The sequence below is a fragment of the Brevundimonas sp. 1080 genome (assembly GCF_040545985.1).
Classification (GTDB): Bacteria; Pseudomonadota; Alphaproteobacteria; order Caulobacterales; family Caulobacteraceae; genus Brevundimonas.
The window spans coordinates 147,392-166,833 of the sequence record NZ_JBEPMW010000004.1 but is presented as its reverse complement, the minus strand read 5'-3'; the positions used below and the strand labels follow the sequence as shown (position 1 = coordinate 166,833).

Annotated in this window: 21 protein-coding genes; 8 read left to right on the top strand and 13 right to left on the bottom strand. The window is 68.0% G+C overall.

The genetic code is table 11. The features are described from left to right. The first annotated feature begins 102 nt into the window (after positions 1 to 102). Positions 103 to 648: a DUF2061 domain-containing protein gene (locus tag ABIC32_RS14835; protein ID WP_354074701.1), complete on the top strand. Its 546-nt coding sequence runs from the start codon at positions 103 to 105 to the stop codon at positions 646 to 648. Between the two features lie 4 nt (positions 649 to 652). Here the strand turns inward: ABIC32_RS14835 and ABIC32_RS14830 are convergent, their stop codons facing one another. Beyond that, entirely contained in the window at positions 653 to 1,363 is a 711-nt protein-coding gene (locus ABIC32_RS14830; protein ID WP_039245491.1) for an RlmE family RNA methyltransferase, read from the bottom strand. Between the two features lie 72 nt (positions 1,364 to 1,435). Between ABIC32_RS14830 and ABIC32_RS14825 the strand changes: the two genes are divergently transcribed. The 3 genes from ABIC32_RS14825 (at position 1,436) to ABIC32_RS14815 (ending at position 4,112) form a co-directional block, all read left to right on the top strand. Next, positions 1,436 to 1,897: a peptidylprolyl isomerase gene (locus tag ABIC32_RS14825; protein WP_017504078.1), complete on the top strand. Its 462-nt coding sequence runs from the start codon at positions 1,436 to 1,438 to the stop codon at positions 1,895 to 1,897. 69 nt (positions 1,898 to 1,966) lie between these two features. Further along, on the top strand, positions 1,967 to 3,064 hold the full coding sequence (locus ABIC32_RS14820) for a glycosyltransferase family 4 protein (protein ID WP_354074700.1): 1,098 nt from the start codon (positions 1,967 to 1,969) through the stop codon (positions 3,062 to 3,064). After that, a complete protein-coding gene (locus tag ABIC32_RS14815) occupies positions 3,057 to 4,112 on the top strand; it encodes a glycosyltransferase family 4 protein (protein ID WP_354074699.1) in 1,056 nt (351 codons plus the stop codon). Before ABIC32_RS14820 ends, ABIC32_RS14815 begins: the two co-directional genes overlap by 8 nt. Here ABIC32_RS14815 and ABIC32_RS14810 read toward each other — a convergent pair. From ABIC32_RS14810 to ABIC32_RS14780, 7 genes are all read right to left on the bottom strand, one after another. Then, the gene (locus ABIC32_RS14810; protein WP_354074698.1) at positions 4,058 to 5,290 is read right to left on the bottom strand and encodes a glycosyltransferase; all 1,233 of its coding nucleotides are present in this window, start codon (positions 5,288 to 5,290) and stop codon (positions 4,058 to 4,060) included. The two genes, ABIC32_RS14815 and ABIC32_RS14810, sit on opposite strands and share 55 nt — an antisense overlap. Beyond that, positions 5,266 to 6,426 (bottom strand): O-antigen ligase family protein, encoded by a 1,161-nt coding sequence (locus ABIC32_RS14805; protein WP_354074697.1) that lies wholly within the window; start codon positions 6,424 to 6,426, stop codon positions 5,266 to 5,268. Before ABIC32_RS14805 ends, ABIC32_RS14810 begins: the two co-directional genes overlap by 25 nt. A 62-nt stretch (positions 6,427 to 6,488) precedes the next feature. After that, positions 6,489 to 7,403, bottom strand: a complete 915-nt coding sequence (locus ABIC32_RS14800) for a glycosyltransferase (RefSeq protein WP_354074696.1) — start codon at positions 7,401 to 7,403, stop codon at positions 6,489 to 6,491. Continuing rightward, a complete protein-coding gene (gene glf, locus ABIC32_RS14795) occupies positions 7,400 to 8,548 on the bottom strand; it encodes a UDP-galactopyranose mutase (RefSeq protein WP_354074695.1) in 1,149 nt (382 codons plus the stop codon). The genes ABIC32_RS14800 and glf overlap by 4 nt, the downstream gene beginning before the upstream one ends. Beyond that, positions 8,532 to 9,782 carry an oligosaccharide flippase family protein gene (locus tag ABIC32_RS14790; protein ID WP_354074694.1) on the bottom strand — a complete coding sequence of 417 codons (1,251 nt, stop codon included), beginning with the start codon at positions 9,780 to 9,782 and terminating at the stop codon, positions 8,532 to 8,534. The genes glf and ABIC32_RS14790 overlap by 17 nt, the downstream gene beginning before the upstream one ends. A gap of 104 nt (positions 9,783 to 9,886) precedes the next feature. Further along, on the bottom strand, positions 9,887 to 10,300 hold the full coding sequence (locus tag ABIC32_RS14785) for a DUF2177 family protein (protein WP_039245498.1): 414 nt from the start codon (positions 10,298 to 10,300) through the stop codon (positions 9,887 to 9,889). An 11-nt stretch (positions 10,301 to 10,311) separates the two neighbouring features. Further along, entirely contained in the window at positions 10,312 to 11,337 is a 1,026-nt protein-coding gene (locus tag ABIC32_RS14780) for an SAM-dependent methyltransferase (protein ID WP_354074693.1), read from the bottom strand. Positions 11,338 to 11,670: 333 nt separating this feature from the next. Here ABIC32_RS14780 and ABIC32_RS14775 point away from each other — a divergent pair, with 333 nt between their 5' ends. Together ABIC32_RS14775 and ABIC32_RS14770 are read left to right on the top strand one after the other, a co-directional pair. Next, positions 11,671 to 12,396, top strand: a complete 726-nt coding sequence (locus ABIC32_RS14775) for a CoA transferase subunit A (RefSeq protein ID WP_354074692.1) — start codon at positions 11,671 to 11,673, stop codon at positions 12,394 to 12,396. 2 nt (positions 12,397 to 12,398) lie between these two features. After that, positions 12,399 to 13,055, top strand: a complete 657-nt coding sequence (locus ABIC32_RS14770) for a 3-oxoacid CoA-transferase subunit B (protein WP_199061076.1) — start codon at positions 12,399 to 12,401, stop codon at positions 13,053 to 13,055. On the opposite strand, the gene ABIC32_RS14765 is transcribed toward ABIC32_RS14770, so the two are convergent. Next, positions 13,042 to 13,662 (bottom strand): hypothetical protein, encoded by a 621-nt coding sequence (locus ABIC32_RS14765; RefSeq protein WP_354074691.1) that lies wholly within the window; start codon positions 13,660 to 13,662, stop codon positions 13,042 to 13,044. The two genes, ABIC32_RS14770 and ABIC32_RS14765, sit on opposite strands and share 14 nt — an antisense overlap. 61 nt (positions 13,663 to 13,723) lie before the next feature. Further along, positions 13,724 to 14,491: a hypothetical protein gene (locus ABIC32_RS14760; protein WP_354074690.1), complete on the bottom strand. Its 768-nt coding sequence runs from the start codon at positions 14,489 to 14,491 to the stop codon at positions 13,724 to 13,726. Between the two features lie 76 nt (positions 14,492 to 14,567). Between ABIC32_RS14760 and trmFO the strand changes: the two genes are divergently transcribed. Beyond that, positions 14,568 to 15,962: a methylenetetrahydrofolate--tRNA-(uracil(54)-C(5))-methyltransferase (FADH(2)-oxidizing) TrmFO gene (gene trmFO, locus ABIC32_RS14755; protein ID WP_354074689.1), complete on the top strand. Its 1,395-nt coding sequence runs from the start codon at positions 14,568 to 14,570 to the stop codon at positions 15,960 to 15,962. A gap of 19 nt (positions 15,963 to 15,981) precedes the next feature. On the opposite strand, the gene ABIC32_RS14750 is transcribed toward trmFO, so the two are convergent. Beyond that, entirely contained in the window at positions 15,982 to 17,187 is a 1,206-nt protein-coding gene (locus ABIC32_RS14750; protein WP_354074688.1) for an MFS transporter, read from the bottom strand. A gap of 66 nt (positions 17,188 to 17,253) precedes the next feature. Here ABIC32_RS14750 and ABIC32_RS14745 point away from each other — a divergent pair, with 66 nt between their 5' ends. Further along, positions 17,254 to 17,745 (top strand): MarR family winged helix-turn-helix transcriptional regulator, encoded by a 492-nt coding sequence (locus ABIC32_RS14745; RefSeq protein ID WP_354074687.1) that lies wholly within the window; start codon positions 17,254 to 17,256, stop codon positions 17,743 to 17,745. Position 17,746: 1 nt separating this feature from the next. Here ABIC32_RS14745 and ABIC32_RS14740 read toward each other — a convergent pair whose 3' ends face one another. Both ABIC32_RS14740 and ABIC32_RS14735 read right to left on the bottom strand, forming a co-directional pair. Further along, entirely contained in the window at positions 17,747 to 18,382 is a 636-nt protein-coding gene (locus ABIC32_RS14740; protein ID WP_354074686.1) for a squalene/phytoene synthase family protein, read from the bottom strand. Beyond that, entirely contained in the window at positions 18,379 to 19,320 is a 942-nt protein-coding gene (locus ABIC32_RS14735; protein WP_354074751.1) for a polyprenyl synthetase family protein, read from the bottom strand. Before ABIC32_RS14735 ends, ABIC32_RS14740 begins: the two co-directional genes overlap by 4 nt. Positions 19,321 to 19,442: the final 122 nt, after the last annotated feature.

The following is a 19,442-nucleotide window of genomic DNA, read 5'->3' as shown; positions in this document are numbered from 1 at the left end:
GTATAACGGGATGCGGGGGTCGGGGGCAAGGCCGATTGCGGTTATAGGCCCGATAGATTTTATTGCTTTGCAACCCGCAGGGCCGCTCACCATTCTCTCCGCATGGTCGGCGTCATCCTCAGCACCGCGCGCAAACTGGCTCTGAAGATCGCCAGCTATGGCGTCATGCACCTGATCGTCGCCATCCTGGTCGCCCTCGCCATCACCCGCGACTGGCGCGTCGCCCTGGCCGTCGGCATGGTCGAGCCGATCTTTCAGACCATCGCCTACACCGTCCACGACCGCGTCTGGCACAAGGTCGAGCGCCGTCGCATGGCCTCCAATATCGAAGAGGCGACAGAGGCCTTCACCGCCCGCCTCGACATCATGTCGCCCGAGGAACAGCGCCGCTCGCATGACGCCCATCGCGGCCACAGCCACGCCCTGCCCCGGTCGTTCAAACAGATCGCGCTGAAGACCGTCACCTATGGCGTTATGCACTTCGCCGTGGCGGTCGCCGTCGCCTACGCCCTGACCAACGACATCCGGACGGCGCTGACCATCGGCATGGTCGAGCCTCTAGTGCAGACGCTCTTCTTCACCCTGCACGACCGCATCTGGTCCCGCATGGAGGACCGTCGAGCCCGCGCGAGCGCAGCCGCCGCCTGACGCGTCAGCGCTTGTTCAGCGCCACCAGAAACACCTCGGCGCTGTCTTTCCGGCTCGACGCCGGCTTGACGTATTTCACCGTCTCGAACTCCTCGCGCAGCCGCGCCAGAACCCCGCCGGCGTCTCCGCCCTGGAAGTTCTTGGAGACGAAGTTTCCGCCGGGCCGCAGCGTGCGGATGGCGAAGTCGGCGGCGATCTCGATCAGGGCGATGATCTTCAAATGGTCCGTCTGGCGATGCCCGACCGTATTGTGCGCCATGTCCGACAGCACCAGGTCCGGCGCCCCGCCGATGGCGTCGATCAACTGCTGATCCACGCCCGGATGGGTGAAATCGGCCTGAAGCAGGGTCGCGCCCGGGATCGGCGCGATCATCAGCAGGTCCACGCCCGCCACCGCGCCCGCACCCCGGTTCAAGGCCACCTGAACCCAGCCGCCCGGCGCCGCGCCCAGGTCGATGACCTTTGACCCGCGCTTGATCAGACGGAACCTGTCGTCGATCTCGATCAGCTTGAAGGCCGCGCGCGAGCGCCAGCCCTCGGCCCGCGCCTTTTCGGACCATTTGTCCGACAGTTGGCGTTTGATCCATTGCTGGCTCGACATCGACTTGGTGTCGGCCGTCTTCATCTTCGTGCCCATGCCGCGTCCGGCGGCGGTCCCGCCGGTGGGCGGTCTGACCATCCGGCGGCGTTCCTGGGGCTTTTCGTCTTCGCTCATCGTTCCCACATAGCCCCGACCGGCGTTGCGGGCTATGTCCCGCCTCAAATCAACCCAAAGAGGACGACCGACATGGCCGACACCCTGACCTTCACCCTGGACACCGGCGACGGCGAAGCCCGCGACGTGGTCATCAAGCTGCGCCCCGACCTCGCCCCAGGCCACGTCGAACGCATCACCGAACTGGCCAAGGAAGGCTTCTACGACGGCGTGGTCTTCCACCGCGTGATCCCGGGCTTCATGGCCCAGGGCGGCGATCCGACCGGCACCGGCACCTCGGGCTCCAAGAAGCCGAACCTGAAGGCCGAGTTCTCGGCCGAGCCGCACGTGCGCGGCGTCTGCTCGATGGCCCGCACCTCGGACCCCAACAGCGCCAACTCGCAGTTCTTCATCGTCTTCGACGACGCCACCTTCCTGGACCGCCAGTACACCGTCTGGGGCCAGGTCGAATCGGGCATGGAACACGTTGACGCCCTGCCCAAGGGCGAGCCGCCGCGCAGCCCCGGCAAGATCGTCAAGGCTACGGTGAACTAAGCACACAATCTTGACGTTTCTCGATGATGGCTTTCAGTTGCAACGCTGAGCCATCGTCGGGGGACGACATTGCGCATTCTTCTGGTCATCGAGCCGTCCGGCGGCGGCTCGGGGCGTCACGTGGTCGATCTGGCCCGCGCCCTGATCGGAAGCGGCCATCAGGTGTCCCTGATCTGGTCGCCGCGCCGCGCCGAGTCCTGGTTCGAGGCCGCGGTCGCGGCCCTTCCCCTCCACGCCGATGAACGTGTGCCGATGCGACGCAGCGTCGGACCGTGGGACGTCGCCGCCCTTCACACCCTGAATCGCCTGATCGCCCGCCTCGGCCCGTTCGAGATCGTTCACGGCCACAGCGCCAAGGCCGGCGCCCTGGTCCGCCTCGCCCACGCGCCCGGCGCCGCCAAAATCTACACCCCTCACGCTCTGCCGATGATGGACCCGGCCAACCTGACGACGATCGTTGCAGGCGCGGCCGAGGCGCTTTTGGCCCGGTCCGGCGACGCCGTCATCGCCGTCTCTGAGGAAGAGGCCGTCGTCGCCCGTCGTTGGGGGCTCGGCGGACACCGCTTGCACGTCGTCCCCAACGGCCTGGCCGCGCCGCCCGCCAACGATCGTCTCGCCGCCCGCCAGGCCCTTGGCGTTCCCGAGGACGCTCTGGTCATCGGCTTCGTCGGCCGGCTTTGCGCTCAGAAAGACCCGATCCGGTTCGCCCACGCCGTCCGCCGGGCGAACGCCATCGATCCGCGTATCACCGGCGTGATGATCGGCGATGGCGATCTGGCCTCGGCGGTCAGGACCGCCGGCGGCGACGCCCTATGTCTGCTGGGTTCACGCGACGCCGGGCCGCTGATGGCGGGCTTCGATCTGTTCGCCATGACCAGCCGTTACGAGGCCGATTCCTACGCCATGATCGAGGCGGCCGCCTTGGGCCTGCCGATCGTCTGCACCGACGTCGGCGGGATCGGGCGTCTGATCCAGGCCGGCGCGCGCATCGACCGCCTGCCCGTCGACGCCTCGCCCGATCATCTGGCCGAGGCGATGCACGCCGCGCTGGCCAGCCGTGTCGTGCCCCTGCCGATCGCGCCGGGCCTGCTGTCCGCCTCACGCATGGCCGACCAGACGGTCCGGATCTACCGCGACGCCTTCGCTCGCCGACGCCTAGGTGGCTGACCCCGTCTTCATCAATGGCCGCTTCCTGACCCAGCCGATGAGCGGGGTTCAGCGCTATGCGCGTCAGATCGTCCGTGCCTTGGACCAGCGCCCCGGCGCCGCCGACCGGTACGTCCTGCTGACGCCCCCGGGCGCCGAGAACCTAAACCTGCTCCACATCCCGATCCGCACGATCGGGCGCGCCGGCGGCCATCTGTGGGAACAGAATGCCCTGGCCTGGACCGCGCGCCACGGCCGGCTGCTGTCGTTAGGCGGTTCGGGTCCGGTGCTGCACCGGCGGCAGATCGTCGTCATCCACGACGCCGCCGTCTTTCGTCATCCTGAGCATTTCAGGACAGGCTACGCCGCCTTTCACCGCGCCCTGAACAGGATCCTGGCGCGCCGGGCGCGGCTGGCGACCGTCTCTGAGTTCTCCCGGCGCGAGTTGGCCTCGGTCCTGAACCTGTCGCCCGCCAGCATCGCCGTCGCCCCGAACAGCGCCGACCATCTTCGCAACATCACCCCGGACCCGGCCGTCATCGAACGCCTCGGCCTGACGACCCGCCCCTATTTCGTGGCCCTGGGTAACCTGACGCCGAACAAGAACCTCGCCGTCGCCATTCGCGCCCTTTCCCGCCTTGCAGATCCCGCCGTTCGGCTGGTCCTCATCGGCGACCGGCCCGGCGCCGTGTTCGACCGTTCCGCCTTTCCGGCCGACCCGCGCGTGATCTTCGCCGGCCGTCGCTCGGACGCCGAGATCGCCGCCCTGCTCAGCGGCGCGCAGGCGCTCGTCTTTTCCAGCCTCTATGAAGGCTTCGGCATCCCGCCGCTGGAGGCGATGACACTCGGCTGTCCGGTCATCGCTTCCGACATCCCCGCCACGCGCAAGGTCTGCGCCGACGCCGCCCTCTATTTCGACCCTGCCGACGACGCAGTCCTGGCCGCCCATATGGCGGAGTTGCTTAGCCGACCGGATGTCGCCCGTCGCGACACCGGCCTTCGCCGCGCTGACGGTTACGCCTGGTCCCGCTCGGCCGAAGTCATCGAAGATCTCCTGCTCAGCACCTGACGATAGACGGCCCTGTGCGCCTCGACGATCGACGCCTCGGTCCACGCCGGCGCACCGACGGCCGCAAAACGCCAGCGTTCCGGCTGGTCCACAGCCGCCTGCATCGCCGCGGTCAGCGCGCCCGTATCCTTCGCCTTGACCAGGGCCGACATGCCCGCCCCCTGCGCCGCCTCCGGCAATCCCCCGATGCGCGAGGCGATCACGCCCCGTCCCTGCTGAACCGCCTCCACGACGCTGCGTCCGAACGGCTCGGCCCACACCGCCGGCGCAACCAGCACATCCACCTTGGGCCAGAACGCCCCCGCCTCCACCTGCCCCAGCCAGACGATGCGCGGGTCATCGTAAGCCCGCCTCAACGCCTGCACGTAATCCGCCTCGCCCCGACCGCCGATCATCAGCCTCCAGTCGCCAGCCAACCCTCTCGTCGCCGCCAGCAGAACCTCGATCCCCTTTTCCGGCTCGACCCGCCCCAGAAACCCGAATCGCATCGTCGGCGCCTCGGCCAACGATGGTCTTGGCGCGATCGCCGCCGCGCCCGCTGCATTGCCGATCACCGACCCTGGCGTCCGCCGAAAATAGCCCGCCGCCCGATGTGTCTCCAGCACAGCCCCGCTCAGGCCGATGACATGATCCACCGCTTGCGACCGCACCCGCTTGCCCGCCGTCAGCAACACGCACGACCCACACCGCCGCTCGCAACGCCGTCCGCGTCGAAACAGCGACGCCCGCGCGCACAGCATCGACCAATCCCTCAGCGTCTGCACCAACGGCAGATCCCACAGCGCCGCCGCGCGATAGACTGACAGTGAAAACCCCGTCGTCAGGTGCAGATGGATCAGATCCGGCCGCACCCGCGCGACCGCCCGATCCACCGCCTGATCCATCAGCGGATTGGCCGCCTCCAGCCCATGCCAGACCGCTCGCCGAACCGCCGATCGCCGCGCGCCGTTATATGGCCAGTACAGGTTTCGCAACGGCAGGCGCTGCACGGGCACGCCGTCGATCCGTTCGTTCACCGTCTCGCGCCTCGGCGTCAGCGTCAGCACGGACGCCTCCACGCCCGCCCGCCTCAGCCCTCGGGCCAACTGCGCCACGCTGCGTTCCGCCCCGCCGACCTGCGCCCGCGGATACAGGGTGTTGACGATCAGCACCCTCACGGCGCCAGCGGCCTTCGCCACGCCAGGGCGCCCACCAGACAGCACAGGAAGACCATCCCCGCCCCTTGCGTCAGATCCTCTCCGAACATCGCCGCCAGCACATAGATCGACAGCGGCGTCAGCGCGTCCAGCCGCGCCGCCGACGCCAGATGCAGCCCCAGCAGCACCAGCGCGCTCACCACCCCCGCCGTCCGCGCCGTGAACAGATAGCCGTTGTGGCTGACCGACAGCGCCCGGAACGCCCCCATCTCGTCCGCCGACGACCACCCCGCCCCCATGGGCCGCTCCACGACCAGATCGACCGTCCGCCGCCAGGTCAGCATCCGTCCGGCCAGATTGTCTTGCAGCGCCCCTCTGTCGAACCGTCCCGCGAACCGGCCGCCGTCGAGTTCGAACCGCCCCGCCTGCAAAGCCATCGCGCCCGCCGCCAGCACACAGACCGTCAGCACCACCCCCAGCGGCCGAACCTGCTCGCGCCAGCGCCAACCGACGACTATTCTCGCCAGCCCCGCCAGCATCGCCGCCATCATGCCGCTCCGCGACAGGGTGCTGACGAACCCCAGAACCGCCACGCCGACGCCGCCCCAGGTCGTCGCGCGCCGCGCCCAATGCCGCCTCGCCAATATCACGCCTGCCGGGACCGCCAATCCGATCATCGCCATCGCCGCATTCGGATGTTCGGCCAGGGTCGTCAATCGCACCTGGGCGGCCGTCGTGGTCACCATCGCGCGCGGCGACGCCAGCCCCACGGCCTGCAAAGGCTCAAGCCCGACCAGCATCGCCAGCCCATAGGTCGCTAGATGACACGCCGCGCCCGCCAGCACGGCCCAGAGGAACAGCCGCCGCCGTCCTTCATCCCTCAGGATCAGGCTCGCAACAGCCGGCGCCGACAGCGCCGAGGCAATCCACCGAAACCAGAAGGCCGCATCCCCGACGTTCAGCCGATCGCCGACCGGCGCGACCTGAACCAGCAGCGTCATCGCCAGAAAGCCCGCCGCGACCACGCTCGCAGCCCTCAGAACCGGCGCCATGCCTCGCCACCTCACACCTACCAGCGGCAAGGCGACGATCAGCGCCAGATCCCCCAGCCGCGGCCCGCTGACCTGCCCCGGCGTCAGAAACAGCGGCAAGGTCACGCCCAGGCCCAGCAGTCCCAATGCCAGCCACTCATACGCCGCCCTCAGCTGCGACCACCGCAGTGTTCCGCGCCGCGATGCGCTCAGGACGGCCTGCAATGCTCAACCTCGGGATCAAACCGCGCCCCGTCCACCACGCCGGCGACCAGCACCCCGGCCTTGCGCCAGCGTCCGCCAAGCGCCAGCCGACCCGCCAGCCTCAGCCGCGACGCGGCATAGCGCAGCGCAGAGCGCCGTCCCTCGTGCCGCCGCTTGGCCAGGATGACGTTGCGCGTCAGATAGCGATGCAGCCGCTCGCGCCGCGCATCCGGCTCAGTCTCGATGGTCAGCCGTCCCGGCGTCGCGCGCACATGCTCGGCGCGGCTGGCCGCAACCAGATAACCCGGCTCGTCGCGCGACAGCCGCAGCGTATATTCCGTATCGTCGCCCCAGATGAACATGGGCGCCAGCGGCAGGCCGTGCCGCATCACCGCCGCCCGGCTGACCAGGACCGACACGAACGTCGCCTGCCGCACCGGCGCCATCCCCTGCGCCAGCCGCTCGCCCCAGGCCGGATAGCCCAAAACGTTCTCGCGTCGGTCGATCTCGGGCGTATTGGTCAGATGCCCCTCAGGCGACCTGACGCTGGAACACAGGAAGGCCGGAACGACGCCCTCGTCCGCCAGCCCCGCTTCCGCCGCCAACAAGGCCTCCAGCGCATCCGGCTCCGCCAGCACGTCGTCGTCCATCAGCCAGACCCGGTCGGCCCCCGCCTCGATCGCCGCGCGGATGCCGGCGTTGAAGCCTCCCGCCCCGCCCGTGTTCACCGGCATTCGCACCACCATCGCCTGACCCGCCCAGGCGTCGGCCAGCATCTCGGCGGTGCCGTCGTCGCTGGCGTTGTCGACCACTACCACCCCGTCGCAATGCCGCGTCTGGGCGATCAGATGCGCCAGACATTGCTCAAGCAGGGCGCGCCGATTCCACGTCACCACCACCGCCCAAACCGACGCCCTCATGCCGCCATCCGGGCGATGGCCGGCGCCAGCGATTTCTCGACCAGGCTCAGCGCCCGGCCGACCGCCTGGTCCATGTTATAGTACTGAAAATCGGCCAGCCGCCCGGCGAACCAGACCTTGCCCGCCAGCGTCGCCGCCATCGCGCGATACTCTCCCGCCAATGCTCGCGACGCCTCCGTCAGTATTGGATAATAGGGTTCGTTCACGCCCGCCTCATAAGCCATCGGATATTCGGTCACCGTCGCCGTCGTCGGCCCACGCTCGCCGGTCAGGTGGCGGAAATCGGTGATGCGCGTGAAGTCGAAGTCATTGGGATAGTTGACCGTCCCGACCGGCAGCCCCTCATCGGCATTCACGACCCGATGGTCGAACCGCACGCTGCGATAGGGCAAGGCCCCGACCGACTGCCCGAAATAGTCGTCCAGCGCGCCGCAATAGACCATCCGGTCCCACGACCCCGCCCCGACCTGCTCCATCGGCGTGTTCAGCGACACGGTGATGTTCGGATGGTCCAGCATCCGCTCAAACAGCGCCCCATAGCCGTCGCGCGGCATGGCCTGATAGCGATCGACGAAATAGCGGTCATCCCGGCTGACCGCGATCGGCACCCGTGCGGTGACCGAGGCGTCCAGCGCCTCGACCGGCAGACCCCACTGTTTGGCGGTGTATCCGGCGAACACCTTGTCGAAGACATAGTCCCCCAGCCGCCTCAGATCCGGATCGTCCCCCGCCTGTCGCAGGTCATGGATGCTGGGCCGCGTCCCGAAACCGAACCGCTGGACCAGGGCCTGTCTCATCCGCTCGGCCGTTGCTGTGGAAAACAGCGTGTCGATCGAATCCAGATTGAACGGCAGCGGCACCTGTCGCCCGTCAACCTGCCCCAGGACCCGATGGGCGTATGGCCGCCAGGCCGTAAACTGGCTCAGATAGTCGAAGATGCGCGCGCTGTTGGTGTGAAACACGTGCGGGCCATAGGGATGGATCAGCTGCCCGCCCGCATCGCGCCGGTCGTGCGCATTGCCGCCGACATGGTCGCGCCGGTCGATCACCAGCACGCGCTGGTCCAGCCCGCGCGCCAGCCGTTCGGCGACCACCGCCCCGGTGAAACCGGCGCCGACGATCAACCAGTCATATCGCCGGGACATCGCGCCTCCCGCCGGTCTGGAACAGCGCGCTCCAATGCGCCCTCAATCCGATCAGACACGCCACGACCACCGCCGCCTCGCCAATGATCCGCGCCCCCGCCATCCCGACCGCGCCAAGGCCGGGCGCCAGCATCACCGCCGGCCCCAGGGTTGCGAAACACCCCAGCGCCACGATCAGCGCGAACCGTCCATCCATCCGCAGCGGGTTCATCAGATGCAGCCCCAGCACCTGGCTGACGGCCACCAGCGGCAGCACCCAGGCCAGAAGGCGCAGCAGCTCGACGGCGCCCGCAAACCCCGGCCCGAACAACAGACGGATCAGCAGCGGCGCCGCCAGCGACAGCGCCGCCGCCAGCAGCACGAACGCGCCCGTCGAGGCGGCCAGCGTCCACCGCGCCGTGCGAAACGCCGCCGCCGGATCCTGTCCCAGCAGTCCGGCGATCCGGGGCGCAATCAGACCGGCCAGCGGCCGCATCAGCGATCCGGACGCCGCGACCAGCCGGTCCGCCGCCCCGTAAAGCGCCGCCTGCGCCGGCCCGGCCAGCGCCGCGACGACCAGAACGCCCGCCCCCGTATAGGCGACGATGACCGCCCGACCGGCGAACAGCGGACCGCCCTGGATCAGGACGCGCCTCACAAAGCCCCGCTCCGGCGCCTGAATCTTCTGCTGTCGCAGCAACAGGGCGCCGGTCGCGACGAAGCCGGCCCAGACGCTGCCCGCCTGGACGGCCATCACGCCGCCGACGCTTAAGTCGCGCAGCGCCAGAACGACCCCCGTCGCTGCCAGGGCGCAGCCGACCTCCAGCATCGCCGCCGGACCGGGATTGCGAACACCCTGAAAGAACCACAGCAGGCTGGCCCCCTGCCCGATGCCCAGCGCGACCGCCATGGCCACGACGCCGCTGGCGCCTTCCAGAACCGGATTGAAGGCCGCCAGACCGACGCCGACCGCAACGGCGGGCAGGATCAGAAAACCGCGCATCGCCAGGGCCTGACCGACCAGAATGCCGCGTCCTTCGACGGCTCCAGCGATGTCGCGCGGCCCCGAAAGCGACTGCCCGTAATCGACCACCACCGACACGACCAAGGCCAGGGCGATGGCCGAGGCGAACACCCCGAACCCTTCCAGCCCCAGTCGTCGCGTCAGAACCGGATAGAGCAGCAGCGGCGAGACATAGCGGGCGACATGTGCGCCATAGACCCAGCCCGCATCGGCCGCGCCGCGCGCCGACATCAATCGGTGCCTGCCATCCCCCAACTGTCGCCCCCGCGATCAACCCTGGCGCGAGCTTTAGACACGCAAGGTCGCAATCGCAAGCGCGGGCTCAGCCGGGCGGCTTAGCCGAAACGGCCCTCGGCCCAGCGCGCGGCGAAATAGCCGCCGGTCGCCGACAGCATCGTCAGGGTCGTGCCCCAGATCAGGTCGATGATGGTCAGCTTGGTCTGCCACACCGCCAGCGTCGCCTGATTGGTCAGGTCGTAGGTGGCGTAGGCGACGAAGCCCAGCACCGCCCCGTTGATCGCCGCCCGCGTCCAGTTCCCTTCCTTGAGGGCCGGCGCAATCGCCAGAAACACGGTCCCGGCGATGGAGATCAGATAGAAGGCCACCGCCGCCTTCATGTCCGGCTTGTCGGCCATAATCGGCCCGATGACGGGCTTGTACAGCCGGTTCGTCATGGTGGTCAGCCAGACGAAATCGATGGCTGCAAAGGTCAGGCCGGCCCCGAGATAGGCCGCGACATATTTGATCATCCTCGTCTCCCTTAAGCCGGCTTCAGTCGATAGTGGCTGACCGCCCAGGTGCGGCCCTCATCGTTTCCGAACAGACCCGCCGTCGCCAGATAGAAGCGCCGCCAGCGACGGGTCCAAAGTTTGGCTTCGTCGCCATAGGTCTCACGCATCAACACCGCGATCCGCGGGGCGTTCCGGTCCATGTTCGCCAGCCAGTCGTTGGCGGTCTTCGCATAGTGACCACCGTTCCAGGTCCATTCCTGCTCGACCGCGAACAGGTCGGGAAACTGCCGGATCAGCCCGTGGCTGGGCATGACGCCGCCGGTGAAGAAATGCTGGGCGATGAAGTCGCCGCTGTCGGTATGGTCAAACCGATAGGGCGCGTTGCGGTGCGTGAAGACGTGGATGAACATCCGCCCGTCCGGCGCCAGCCAGCGTCTCGCCTTGGTCAGCAGGGCGCGCCAGTTGGCCATATGCTCGAACATCTCCACCGAGACGATGCGGTCGAACCGCTGCTCGGTGTCGAAGGCGTTCATGTCCTGGGTGATGACCGTCAGATTGGTCAGGCCCCGCGCCGCCGCCTGCGCTTCGATATGGCCGCGTTGGCCGTGGCTGTTCGACACGGCCGTGATCTTCGAATTCGGATATTTCTCGGCCATCCACAGCGACAGTGAACCCCAGCCGCAGCCCATCTCCAGGATCTCCTGACCGTCGTTCAGATCGGCATGGGCGCAGGTCTCGGCCAGCGCCGCCTCCTCCGCCTGATCCAGCGTCTCGCGGCCCGTGGGATAGAGGCAGCAGGAGTATTTCAGCCGCTTGCCCAGGCACAGCTGGAAGAACTCGGGCGGCAGTTCGTAATGCTGCTGGTTCGCCGCGTCGGTATGTTCGGCGATAGCGCGCTGGGCCATTTCGCGCGCAAAGGCCGCCTCGTCATGCGGCCCGTCGCGATCCAGACGCTTTCTGGCCTCCGTCACTAGGCTGTCGATCGCCGGGCGCGTCACGAAGTCCGGGAACGGCGCGTCCTGAAGCTGGCGAATGGCGACATTGGTCAGGTTCATCGGCGTCCTCGATCGTCGGATCTTGCTGCAGGCTTAACTGCAATACGACGCCTCGCCCCCGATGGATGCCTCGCCCTCTTGAACGCAACCCCAAGGATGCCGACATCGGTCGTCCGCGCCGACCGATTCCGTAGAAAGTGCACCAATTGCACCCTCATTTTTGAACCCGTTTCGCCGTCGGTTCAGACGAATTAGACAAATTAGACTCTGTTTTTCGCCTTCACCGTCTGAAATCGCCGCGTCGGATCGACGCCGCGTCTTGCCCCCCGCCCGCCCCCGCGTTAGGCGTGGTCAAAAGCCGATATTCATCAGGCAGTGAAAAAAGGGAGAGCGATGGGAAAGATCTACGCTGACGTCACGTCCGCGCTGGAGGGCCTGACCTTCGACGGCATGACGGTCATGTCCGGCGGCTTCGGCCTGTGCGGCATCCCTGAGAACCTGATCGCCGCCCTGCGCGACAGCGGCGTCAAGGGCCTGACGGTCATCTCCAACAACGCCGGCGTCGACGGCTTCGGCCTGGGCCAACTGCTGGGCACCCGCCAGATCGCCAAGATGATCAGTTCTTACGTCGGTGAGAACAAGGAGTTCGAGCGCCAGTATCTCGCCGGCGAGCTTGAGCTTGAGTTCAACCCGCAAGGCACTCTGGCCGAGCGAATCCGGGCAGGCGGCGCGGGCATCCCCGCCTTCTTCACCGCCACCGGCGTCGGCACACTGGTCGCCGAGGGCAAGGAGGTCCGCAACTTCAACGGCCGCGACTACGTCATGGAAACGGGCCTCGTGGCCGACCTGTCCATCGTCAAGGCCTGGAAGGCCGACGAGCGCGGCAACCTGGTGTTCCGCAAGACCGCCCGCAACTTCAACCCGATGATGGCCACAGCCGGCAAGGTCACGGTTGTCGAGGTCGAAGAGATCGTCCCCGTCGGCTCGCTGGATCCCGACCACATCCACACGCCCGGCGTCTATGTCGACCGCCTGGTCCAGACCGTGTCCGAAAAGCGCATCGAACAGCGCACCGTCCGTCAACGTGCCGTCGGCGCCGCCGCCGGATCGGAGGTCTGATCATGCCCCGCACCCGCGAACAACTCGCCGAACGCGCCGCTCAGGAACTGCAGGACGGCTTCTACGTGAACCTGGGCATCGGCATCCCGACCCTAGTGGCCAACTACATCCCCGCCGGCATGACCGTAACCCTTCAGTCCGAAAACGGCATGCTGGGCATGGGGCCCTTCCCCTATGAGGGCGACGAGGACCCCGACCTGATCAACGCCGGCAAGCAGACGATCACCGAGATCCCCGAGTCGTCCTACTTCTCCAGCGCCGACAGCTTCGCCATGATCCGCGGCGGCCATATCAACCTGTCGATCCTGGGCGCGATGGAAGTGGCCCAGAACGGTGACATCGCCAACTGGATGATCCCCGGCAAGCTGGTGAAGGGCATGGGCGGCGCCATGGACCTGGTCGCGGGCGTCAAGCGCGTGGTCGTCGTCATGGAGCACGCCAACAAGCACGGCCAGTCCAAGGTCCTGAAGGAATGTAGTCTGCCCCTGACCGGCACCGGCGTCGTCAGCCGCATCATCACCGACCTGGCCACCTTCGACGTCAAGCCGGACGGCGCGGGCCTCGAGCTGATCGAACTGGCCGACGGCGTCACCCTCGACGAAGTCGCCGCCAAGACCGAGGCGGCCTATTCGGTTTCTGAGGAGCTCACGAAGGCCTGACCGATGGCGGCGATGACGACGTGCCCGATGATTGCTCGACGTGACGAGGGCACGTCGGCACGGCGTCTGCCGAAGTCTGCAATCCGCCGACCACGAATTGGATGACGGGCTCATTCCAGCGTTCGTAGCTGACCATCCCCGCGGGCACAGTGCAGACTGAGGTTTCGGCAGGCCCCCGTGCCTGCCCGCCCACATATCTGACGATGAAGCCGGAATACTTCAGGCCCTCGCCCTGACTGTTCTCGACCTTCAGCACCGAACCCACATCCCGACGCGCATGCAGTCCAAACCTGATCGTTCCGGGCGCCGCCTCATTCAGCGGCCCGCGTGAACCCTCGGCGGGCGGCAGGACATCGCCAATATCGATGCGGTCGACCTTGATCAGGTCGTAGGTTCCATTTGCGTTGCGACGCAGCGTCGCCCGCTCACCTATGGCGACATTGAGCGTGCCTTGCACGAAGCCGGACCGCCGACCTTCGAACTGTTGAGGTGTGGCGGGATATGCCGGCTGGGCGTCCTGCATGAGGAACCCGGCCATCAAGGCGGCCAATAGCATGATGATCTCCAGTTGCAAGCCAGATAGCCTGCATCGCCTCAGACCCGTCAAGGGGCAATGATTGAGAAGATCGCGCCAATGGCCGAAGGTCGATTGGGCAGCGCCAATGAGCCTAAGCGTCTAATCGGCGATAGGCGGCGCCCACAAAAGCCATCGTCAGCGGAGCCTGCAAGCCTGTCAGCACGACGGCGAAGACGATCCAGCCCGCCGTACCCGACAGCAGCCCCGCACCCCACAGCAACACCAGCGCGATCTTCGGCGCCGCCGTAAGGACAAGCCCAACCAGCAGGGGCCAGAAGCCGCCGCGCGCGATGCTCATGCTCTGCAACGACACCATCTGCCCGCGCCCGATCGTCGCCGGCGCGAACAGACACAGGCGCACGGCGAAGGCGATGACGGCGAACAGGGCGAAGGCCGTGACGACCGCCAGCAGGATCAGCTTCCACGCCGGCCCCACCGCGCTCCACTGGCGCATCTCGATGGCCTGTGCGTTCAACTCGGCCATGCCGAACACGGCCAACAGGACCAGGGCCACGACCGACAGGATCATGGCGAGAAAGATTACGCACAGCAGGCCCGCGCCCAGCAGCCGCCCCTCCGGTCGTCCGAACTGCAACCCAACCGGCCCAAGGCCCAGCCGCCGCGCCCCGGCTAGATCGTCGGTGATGGCGATCCGCGCCAGCGCGCCCGCCAGCACCAGGGTCGAGGTGAGAGCGCACGCCGCCCAGATCAGGCCCGCTGGGCCCGCCGCCAGCGGCTTGAGGCTCCAGACCACGGCCGCCAGCACGATTGCGCCGCAAGCTCCGCGCCACAGGCGAGGCAGGGCGCGGGCCGCCGCCGACAGCGTCTCGCCCAGTCGCAAAATCCGATGCTCGCTCACTCTACGCCCCCGATGACCGGCGGCGGATATAGCAGGGGGCCATGACACCGCGCCACCCGCCCGCTAGAAGGCCGCGATGAGCGCTTCCCCCTCTCCTTCCCCCATCCACGTCATCGGCGGCGGCCTGGCCGGCTCTGAGGCCGCCTGGCAGATCGCCCAGGCTGGCGTGCCCGTCATCCTGCACGAGATGCGCGGCGTGCCCGGCGTCAAGACCGACGCCCACCACACCGATGGCCTGGCCGAGCTGGTCTGCTCCAACTCCTTCCGCTCGGACGACTGGCAGTTCAATGCGGTCGGCCTGCTGCACGCCGAGATGCGGGCGCTGGATTCGATCATCATGGCCTGCGGCGACATCAATCAGGTGCCGGCCGGCGGCGCCCTGGCCGTGGACCGCGACGCCTTCTCCCAGGCGGTGACCGCCAGACTGACCGCCCACCCCCTGGTCACGATCGTGCGCGAAGAGATCGCCGGCCTGCCGCCGCAGGAATGGGACAATGTCATCGTCGCCACCGGCCCCCTGACCTCCCCTGCCCTGGCCGACGCCATCCTGAAGGCGACAGGCGAGGAGTCCTTGAGCTTCTTCGACGCCATCGCCCCCATCGTTCACGCCGATTCGATCGACTTCGACATCGCCTGGCGTCAGTCGCGCTATGACAAGGAAGGGCCGGGCGGCGACGCCGCCGCCTACGTCAACTGCCCGATGGACAAGGCCCAGTACGAGGCCTTCATCGACGCCCTGCTGAGCGGTCCCAAGGCCGAGTTCAAGAACTGGGAGCACGTCCCCTATTTCGACGGCTGCCTGCCCATCGAGGTCATGGCCGAGCGTGGGCGCGAGACCCTGCGTCACGGCCCGATGAAGCCCGTCGGCCTGACCAATCCGCGCGATCCGCTGGTCAAGGCCTACGCCATCGTCCAGCTGCGCCAGGACAATGCGTTGGGCACCCTGTTCAACATGGTCGGCTTCCAGACCAAGCTGAAGCACGGGGCGCAGGCCGAGGTCTTTCGCATGATTCCCGGCCTCCAGAACGCCCAGTTCGCGCGCCTCGGCGGCCTGCACCGCAACACCTATCTGAACAGCCCCCAGCTGCTGGACAAGCAGTTACGGCTGAAAGCCATGCCTCGCCTGCGTTTCGCGGGTCAGGTGACGGGCGTCGAGGGCTATGTCGAGAGCGCGGCCATGGGCCTGCTGACCGGCCGTCTCGCCGCTGCGCAAGCGCTGGGTCGCGACCTGGCCCCGCCGCCGCCCGAGACCGCCATGGGCGCCCTGGTCGAGCACATCACCGGCGGGCATCTGGCAGGATCGAAGTTCCAGCCGATGAACATCAACTATGGCCTGCTGCCGCCGCTCGAGGCGCCCAAGGTCGATGAGGCGGGCGTCAAGATCCCGCTGAAGGAACGCGGCCGGGCCAAGAAGCGCCTGATGAGCCTCCGGGCGATGGAGAGCCTGAAAGCCTGGCGCGACGCGGGCTGATCTATGAGGGCCGGGTCGCTCAGCGCAGCTTGGGCAGGCCCGGCCGGAACTCCAGCGTCATTGCGCCCAGCAGGATGACGCCGACGCCCATCAGCACCCAGGCCTGGGTCAGGTCGGCCAAGTGGTCGCGCAGCAGGCCTGCGCCCAGCGGCGACAGGCTGGCGATGATGTAGCCGCCGCCCTGAACGAAGGCGAGCAGATCGCCGGAACGGGCGGGATCGTCGATCTGGTCCATCGCCAGGATCAGGCTGAGCGGGAAGATCGCGCCGATGCCGAGGCCCAGCACGATCACGATCGGCGCCGCCATGCTGAGGGGCGCGACCACGAGACCAGCCAGGCCCGCCAGGGCGAGCGCAAGCGCCGTCAGGATCGGTCCGCGCCGATCCGCAAAGCGCCCGATGGTCAGCGACACCAGCAGGCCGGCCGTCACCTCCGCCGCCGTCATGCCGCTAAGCAGATTGCCGGCGGTGGCCCTCGGCTCGCCCAGGTCGATGTAGAAGGGCGGTAGCCAGGCCAGCATCAATGTATAGGCCGAAGTCCCCAGGCCCATGATCAGGATCAGCCGCCACGCCCGCCCCTGACGCCAGACGGGCAGCTCGGGGTCCGTCGCCTCGACCACCGCGGCACGATTCGGCTCTTCGGCTGCGGGGTCGCGCGACGCCGCCAGCCAGACCGATGCAGCGACAAAGGCCGGCGCGCTCCATAAGGCCAGCGTCCCGGCCCAGCCGATCGTTTCGGCCAGACCGGCCGCCGTGGCCGCCGCGACGGCGGCGCCGCCCATGATGCCGGTGGTGTAGAGCGCCATGACCGTGCCGAACTGCGCCGGAAAGGCCCGTTTGATGACGACCGGCGCCAAGGCCTGGATCAAGGCGACGCCCACACCGACGACTACGGCGCTGGCGATCAGGCCGGTCGCGCCGGTCAACACCCCCCGCACGAGACAGGCCCCGCCGATCAGCAGCGCGCCCAGCAAGATCCCGCGCCGCTCGCCCAGTCGCCGACGCAACGGCCGGATCGACAGGGCGCCCAGACCGATCATCAGCACGGGCAGGGTTGTCAGGAGACTGGCGGCGGTCGAACCCATGCCCGTCGCACCCTCGATCAAATCCAGCAGCGGCCCCACCGCCGCCATCGCCGGCCGCAGATTCAGCGCCAGGGCGACGATGGCCGCCAGCAACAGCAGCGAAGCGCCGCGCGCGGGCGTGGCGTCAGATCGTGCGGTCATGGTGGGGACTCCGACTGAAAATCGCGCTAGTCTCTCGACCTCAAGTATCTCGATGTCAAGATAACCATGCCCGATAGAGCTTCTCGCGCCGCCGCCCAATGGGCCGTGCAACGCCCCGACTTGGACATGCTGCCGATGGAGGTGCTGGGACGCCTGAACGAAGCGTCGCAACTGGTGATCCGCGAGCGCCAGACGCCGCTGTTCGCGCGCTATGGTTTGCAGCACGGCGAATTCGACGTGCTGGCGACGCTGCGCCGATCCGGCGAACGCGAGGGCCTGACGCCGACCGCGCTGTTCGAGGCGGCGATGATGTCGTCCGGCGGCATGACCGCGCGGATCGACCGGCTGGAAAAGGCGGGCTGGGTCGAGCGGCGCCCGCATCCCAGCGACCGACGGGCGACCCTGGTCCGCCTGACGGACAAGGGTTTCGACCTGATCGAGAAGATCATGCCCAGCCATCAGGAGACGGCCAAAGAGGCTTTAAGCGGCCTGTCGCGAGAGGATCAGAAAACGCTGAACGTCCTGCTGACCCGCTTGATCGCCGGCCTGAACGGCTAGGTCAGATCCGGCCGCGCAGCACGGCCCAGAGCAGGCGCAGCCGCTTCAGCGGCTCCGGCTGGTCCGGATCGGTAAGGGTCGCGTGAGCCACGGCCGCGAATCCTTCGGGCGGAAGGCGTTTCAGCGCCCCATTGGCGGCGGATTTCAGGGACGCCGCCTCCTGGCGCCGGCCGGTCTGCGTCAGCCCCCAGACGCGGGCCGCATCGGCCACGGCGGCGTCATGCCCCTGCCCTGCCAGCACACGCGTCGCGACCTGCATCGGGCCGACGTAGAAGGCGTCGAGGTCGTGCGGCTGTTCGCGCACCCGGCCGATGTGGGCGTCGATCAAGGCATCGAACGGCGCGCGGTCCAGGTCGTGGCGCGCGACAAGATCGGTCAGCGCTTCCAGCACCGGATGGCCCTTGCGCGGCACGCCGGCGAAGACGCCGTCCATCTGTTCCGCCCACCAGGTGTAGCGCATCTCGGCCAGCAGCGGTTGGGTCACGCGCGCGGGGATGGTCATCAGCTCGGCTTCGAAGGCGTAGAGTGTGATCAGGTCGGCGCGCGCGCGGTCGTCCGCGACCAGGCGACTGGACAGCCAGCGGTCGAGGTCGGCGGTGCGGACCTGTTGGTCGAGCGTATCCGCAGTCTCGGTCAAGCGGCGCGCGACACCGCGAAATCGGCCAAGTCTTCCAGCGCGGCGCGCCAGTCGCTGGGCGGCAGGATCGACAGGGCCGCCTTGGCCTGATCGGCATAGTCGCCGGCCAAGTCCAAAGTCGCGCCGATGGCGCCCGAGCCGATGATGAGTTCGCGCGCGCGGGTGAAATCTTCGGGCGTCCGCTCGCCCTTGGTCACGGTTCGCTCCCAGAAGGCTTCCTCGCGGCCGCGTGTGCGAGCGACCGCCAGAAGCAGCGGCAGGGTCGCCTTGCCCTCGTTGAAATCGTCGCCGGCGTTCTTGCCCAGCGCCTCGGCCGTCGCGCCGTAGTCCAGGGCGTCGTCGGCCAACTGGAAGGCGATGCCGAGCGCCATGCCGTAATCGCGCAGAGCCTTGATCGCGGCCGGATCGGTGCCGGCGCCCACCGCGCCCGCCTCGGCGGCGGCGGCGAACAGTTCGGCGGTCTTGGCCGAGATGATCTGCAGATAGGTGGCCTGGTCCAGATTGAGGTCGTGGGCGCGCGTCAGCTGCAGCACCTCGCCTTCGGAGATCACGCGCGAAGCCTCGGCCAGAATGCCCAGGGCGCGCATCGAATCCGTCTCGACCATCAGTTCGAAGGCGCGGGCGAACAGGAAGTCGCCAACGAGGACGCTGGTCGGGGCGCCCCAGATCAGATGGGCCGCGACCTTGCCCCGACGCAGTTCGGACGCATCGACGATGTCGTCGTGCAGGAGAGTGGCGGTGTGAATGAACTCGACCGCAGCGGCCAGCTTGCGCGGTGCCACGATGTCGTCCGTCGCGCCCACGGCGCGCGCGGCGGCGACGGTCATCAGGGGACGCAGACGCTTTCCGCCCGCCGACACCAGATGTTCGGCCAGTTTCGGAATGATCGGCACGTCCGACTGCATCCGATCCAGGATCAGGGCGTCCACGGCCGCCATATCGACCTCAGCCAGCCGGACAAGGGCGTTGACGTCCCCCTTCGGGCGGTGAGCGGCGGCGATGGCGACGTCCAAACGAATACTCTTTCACTGGCGCGGCGGGCCGCGGGAATGGCTTTTTG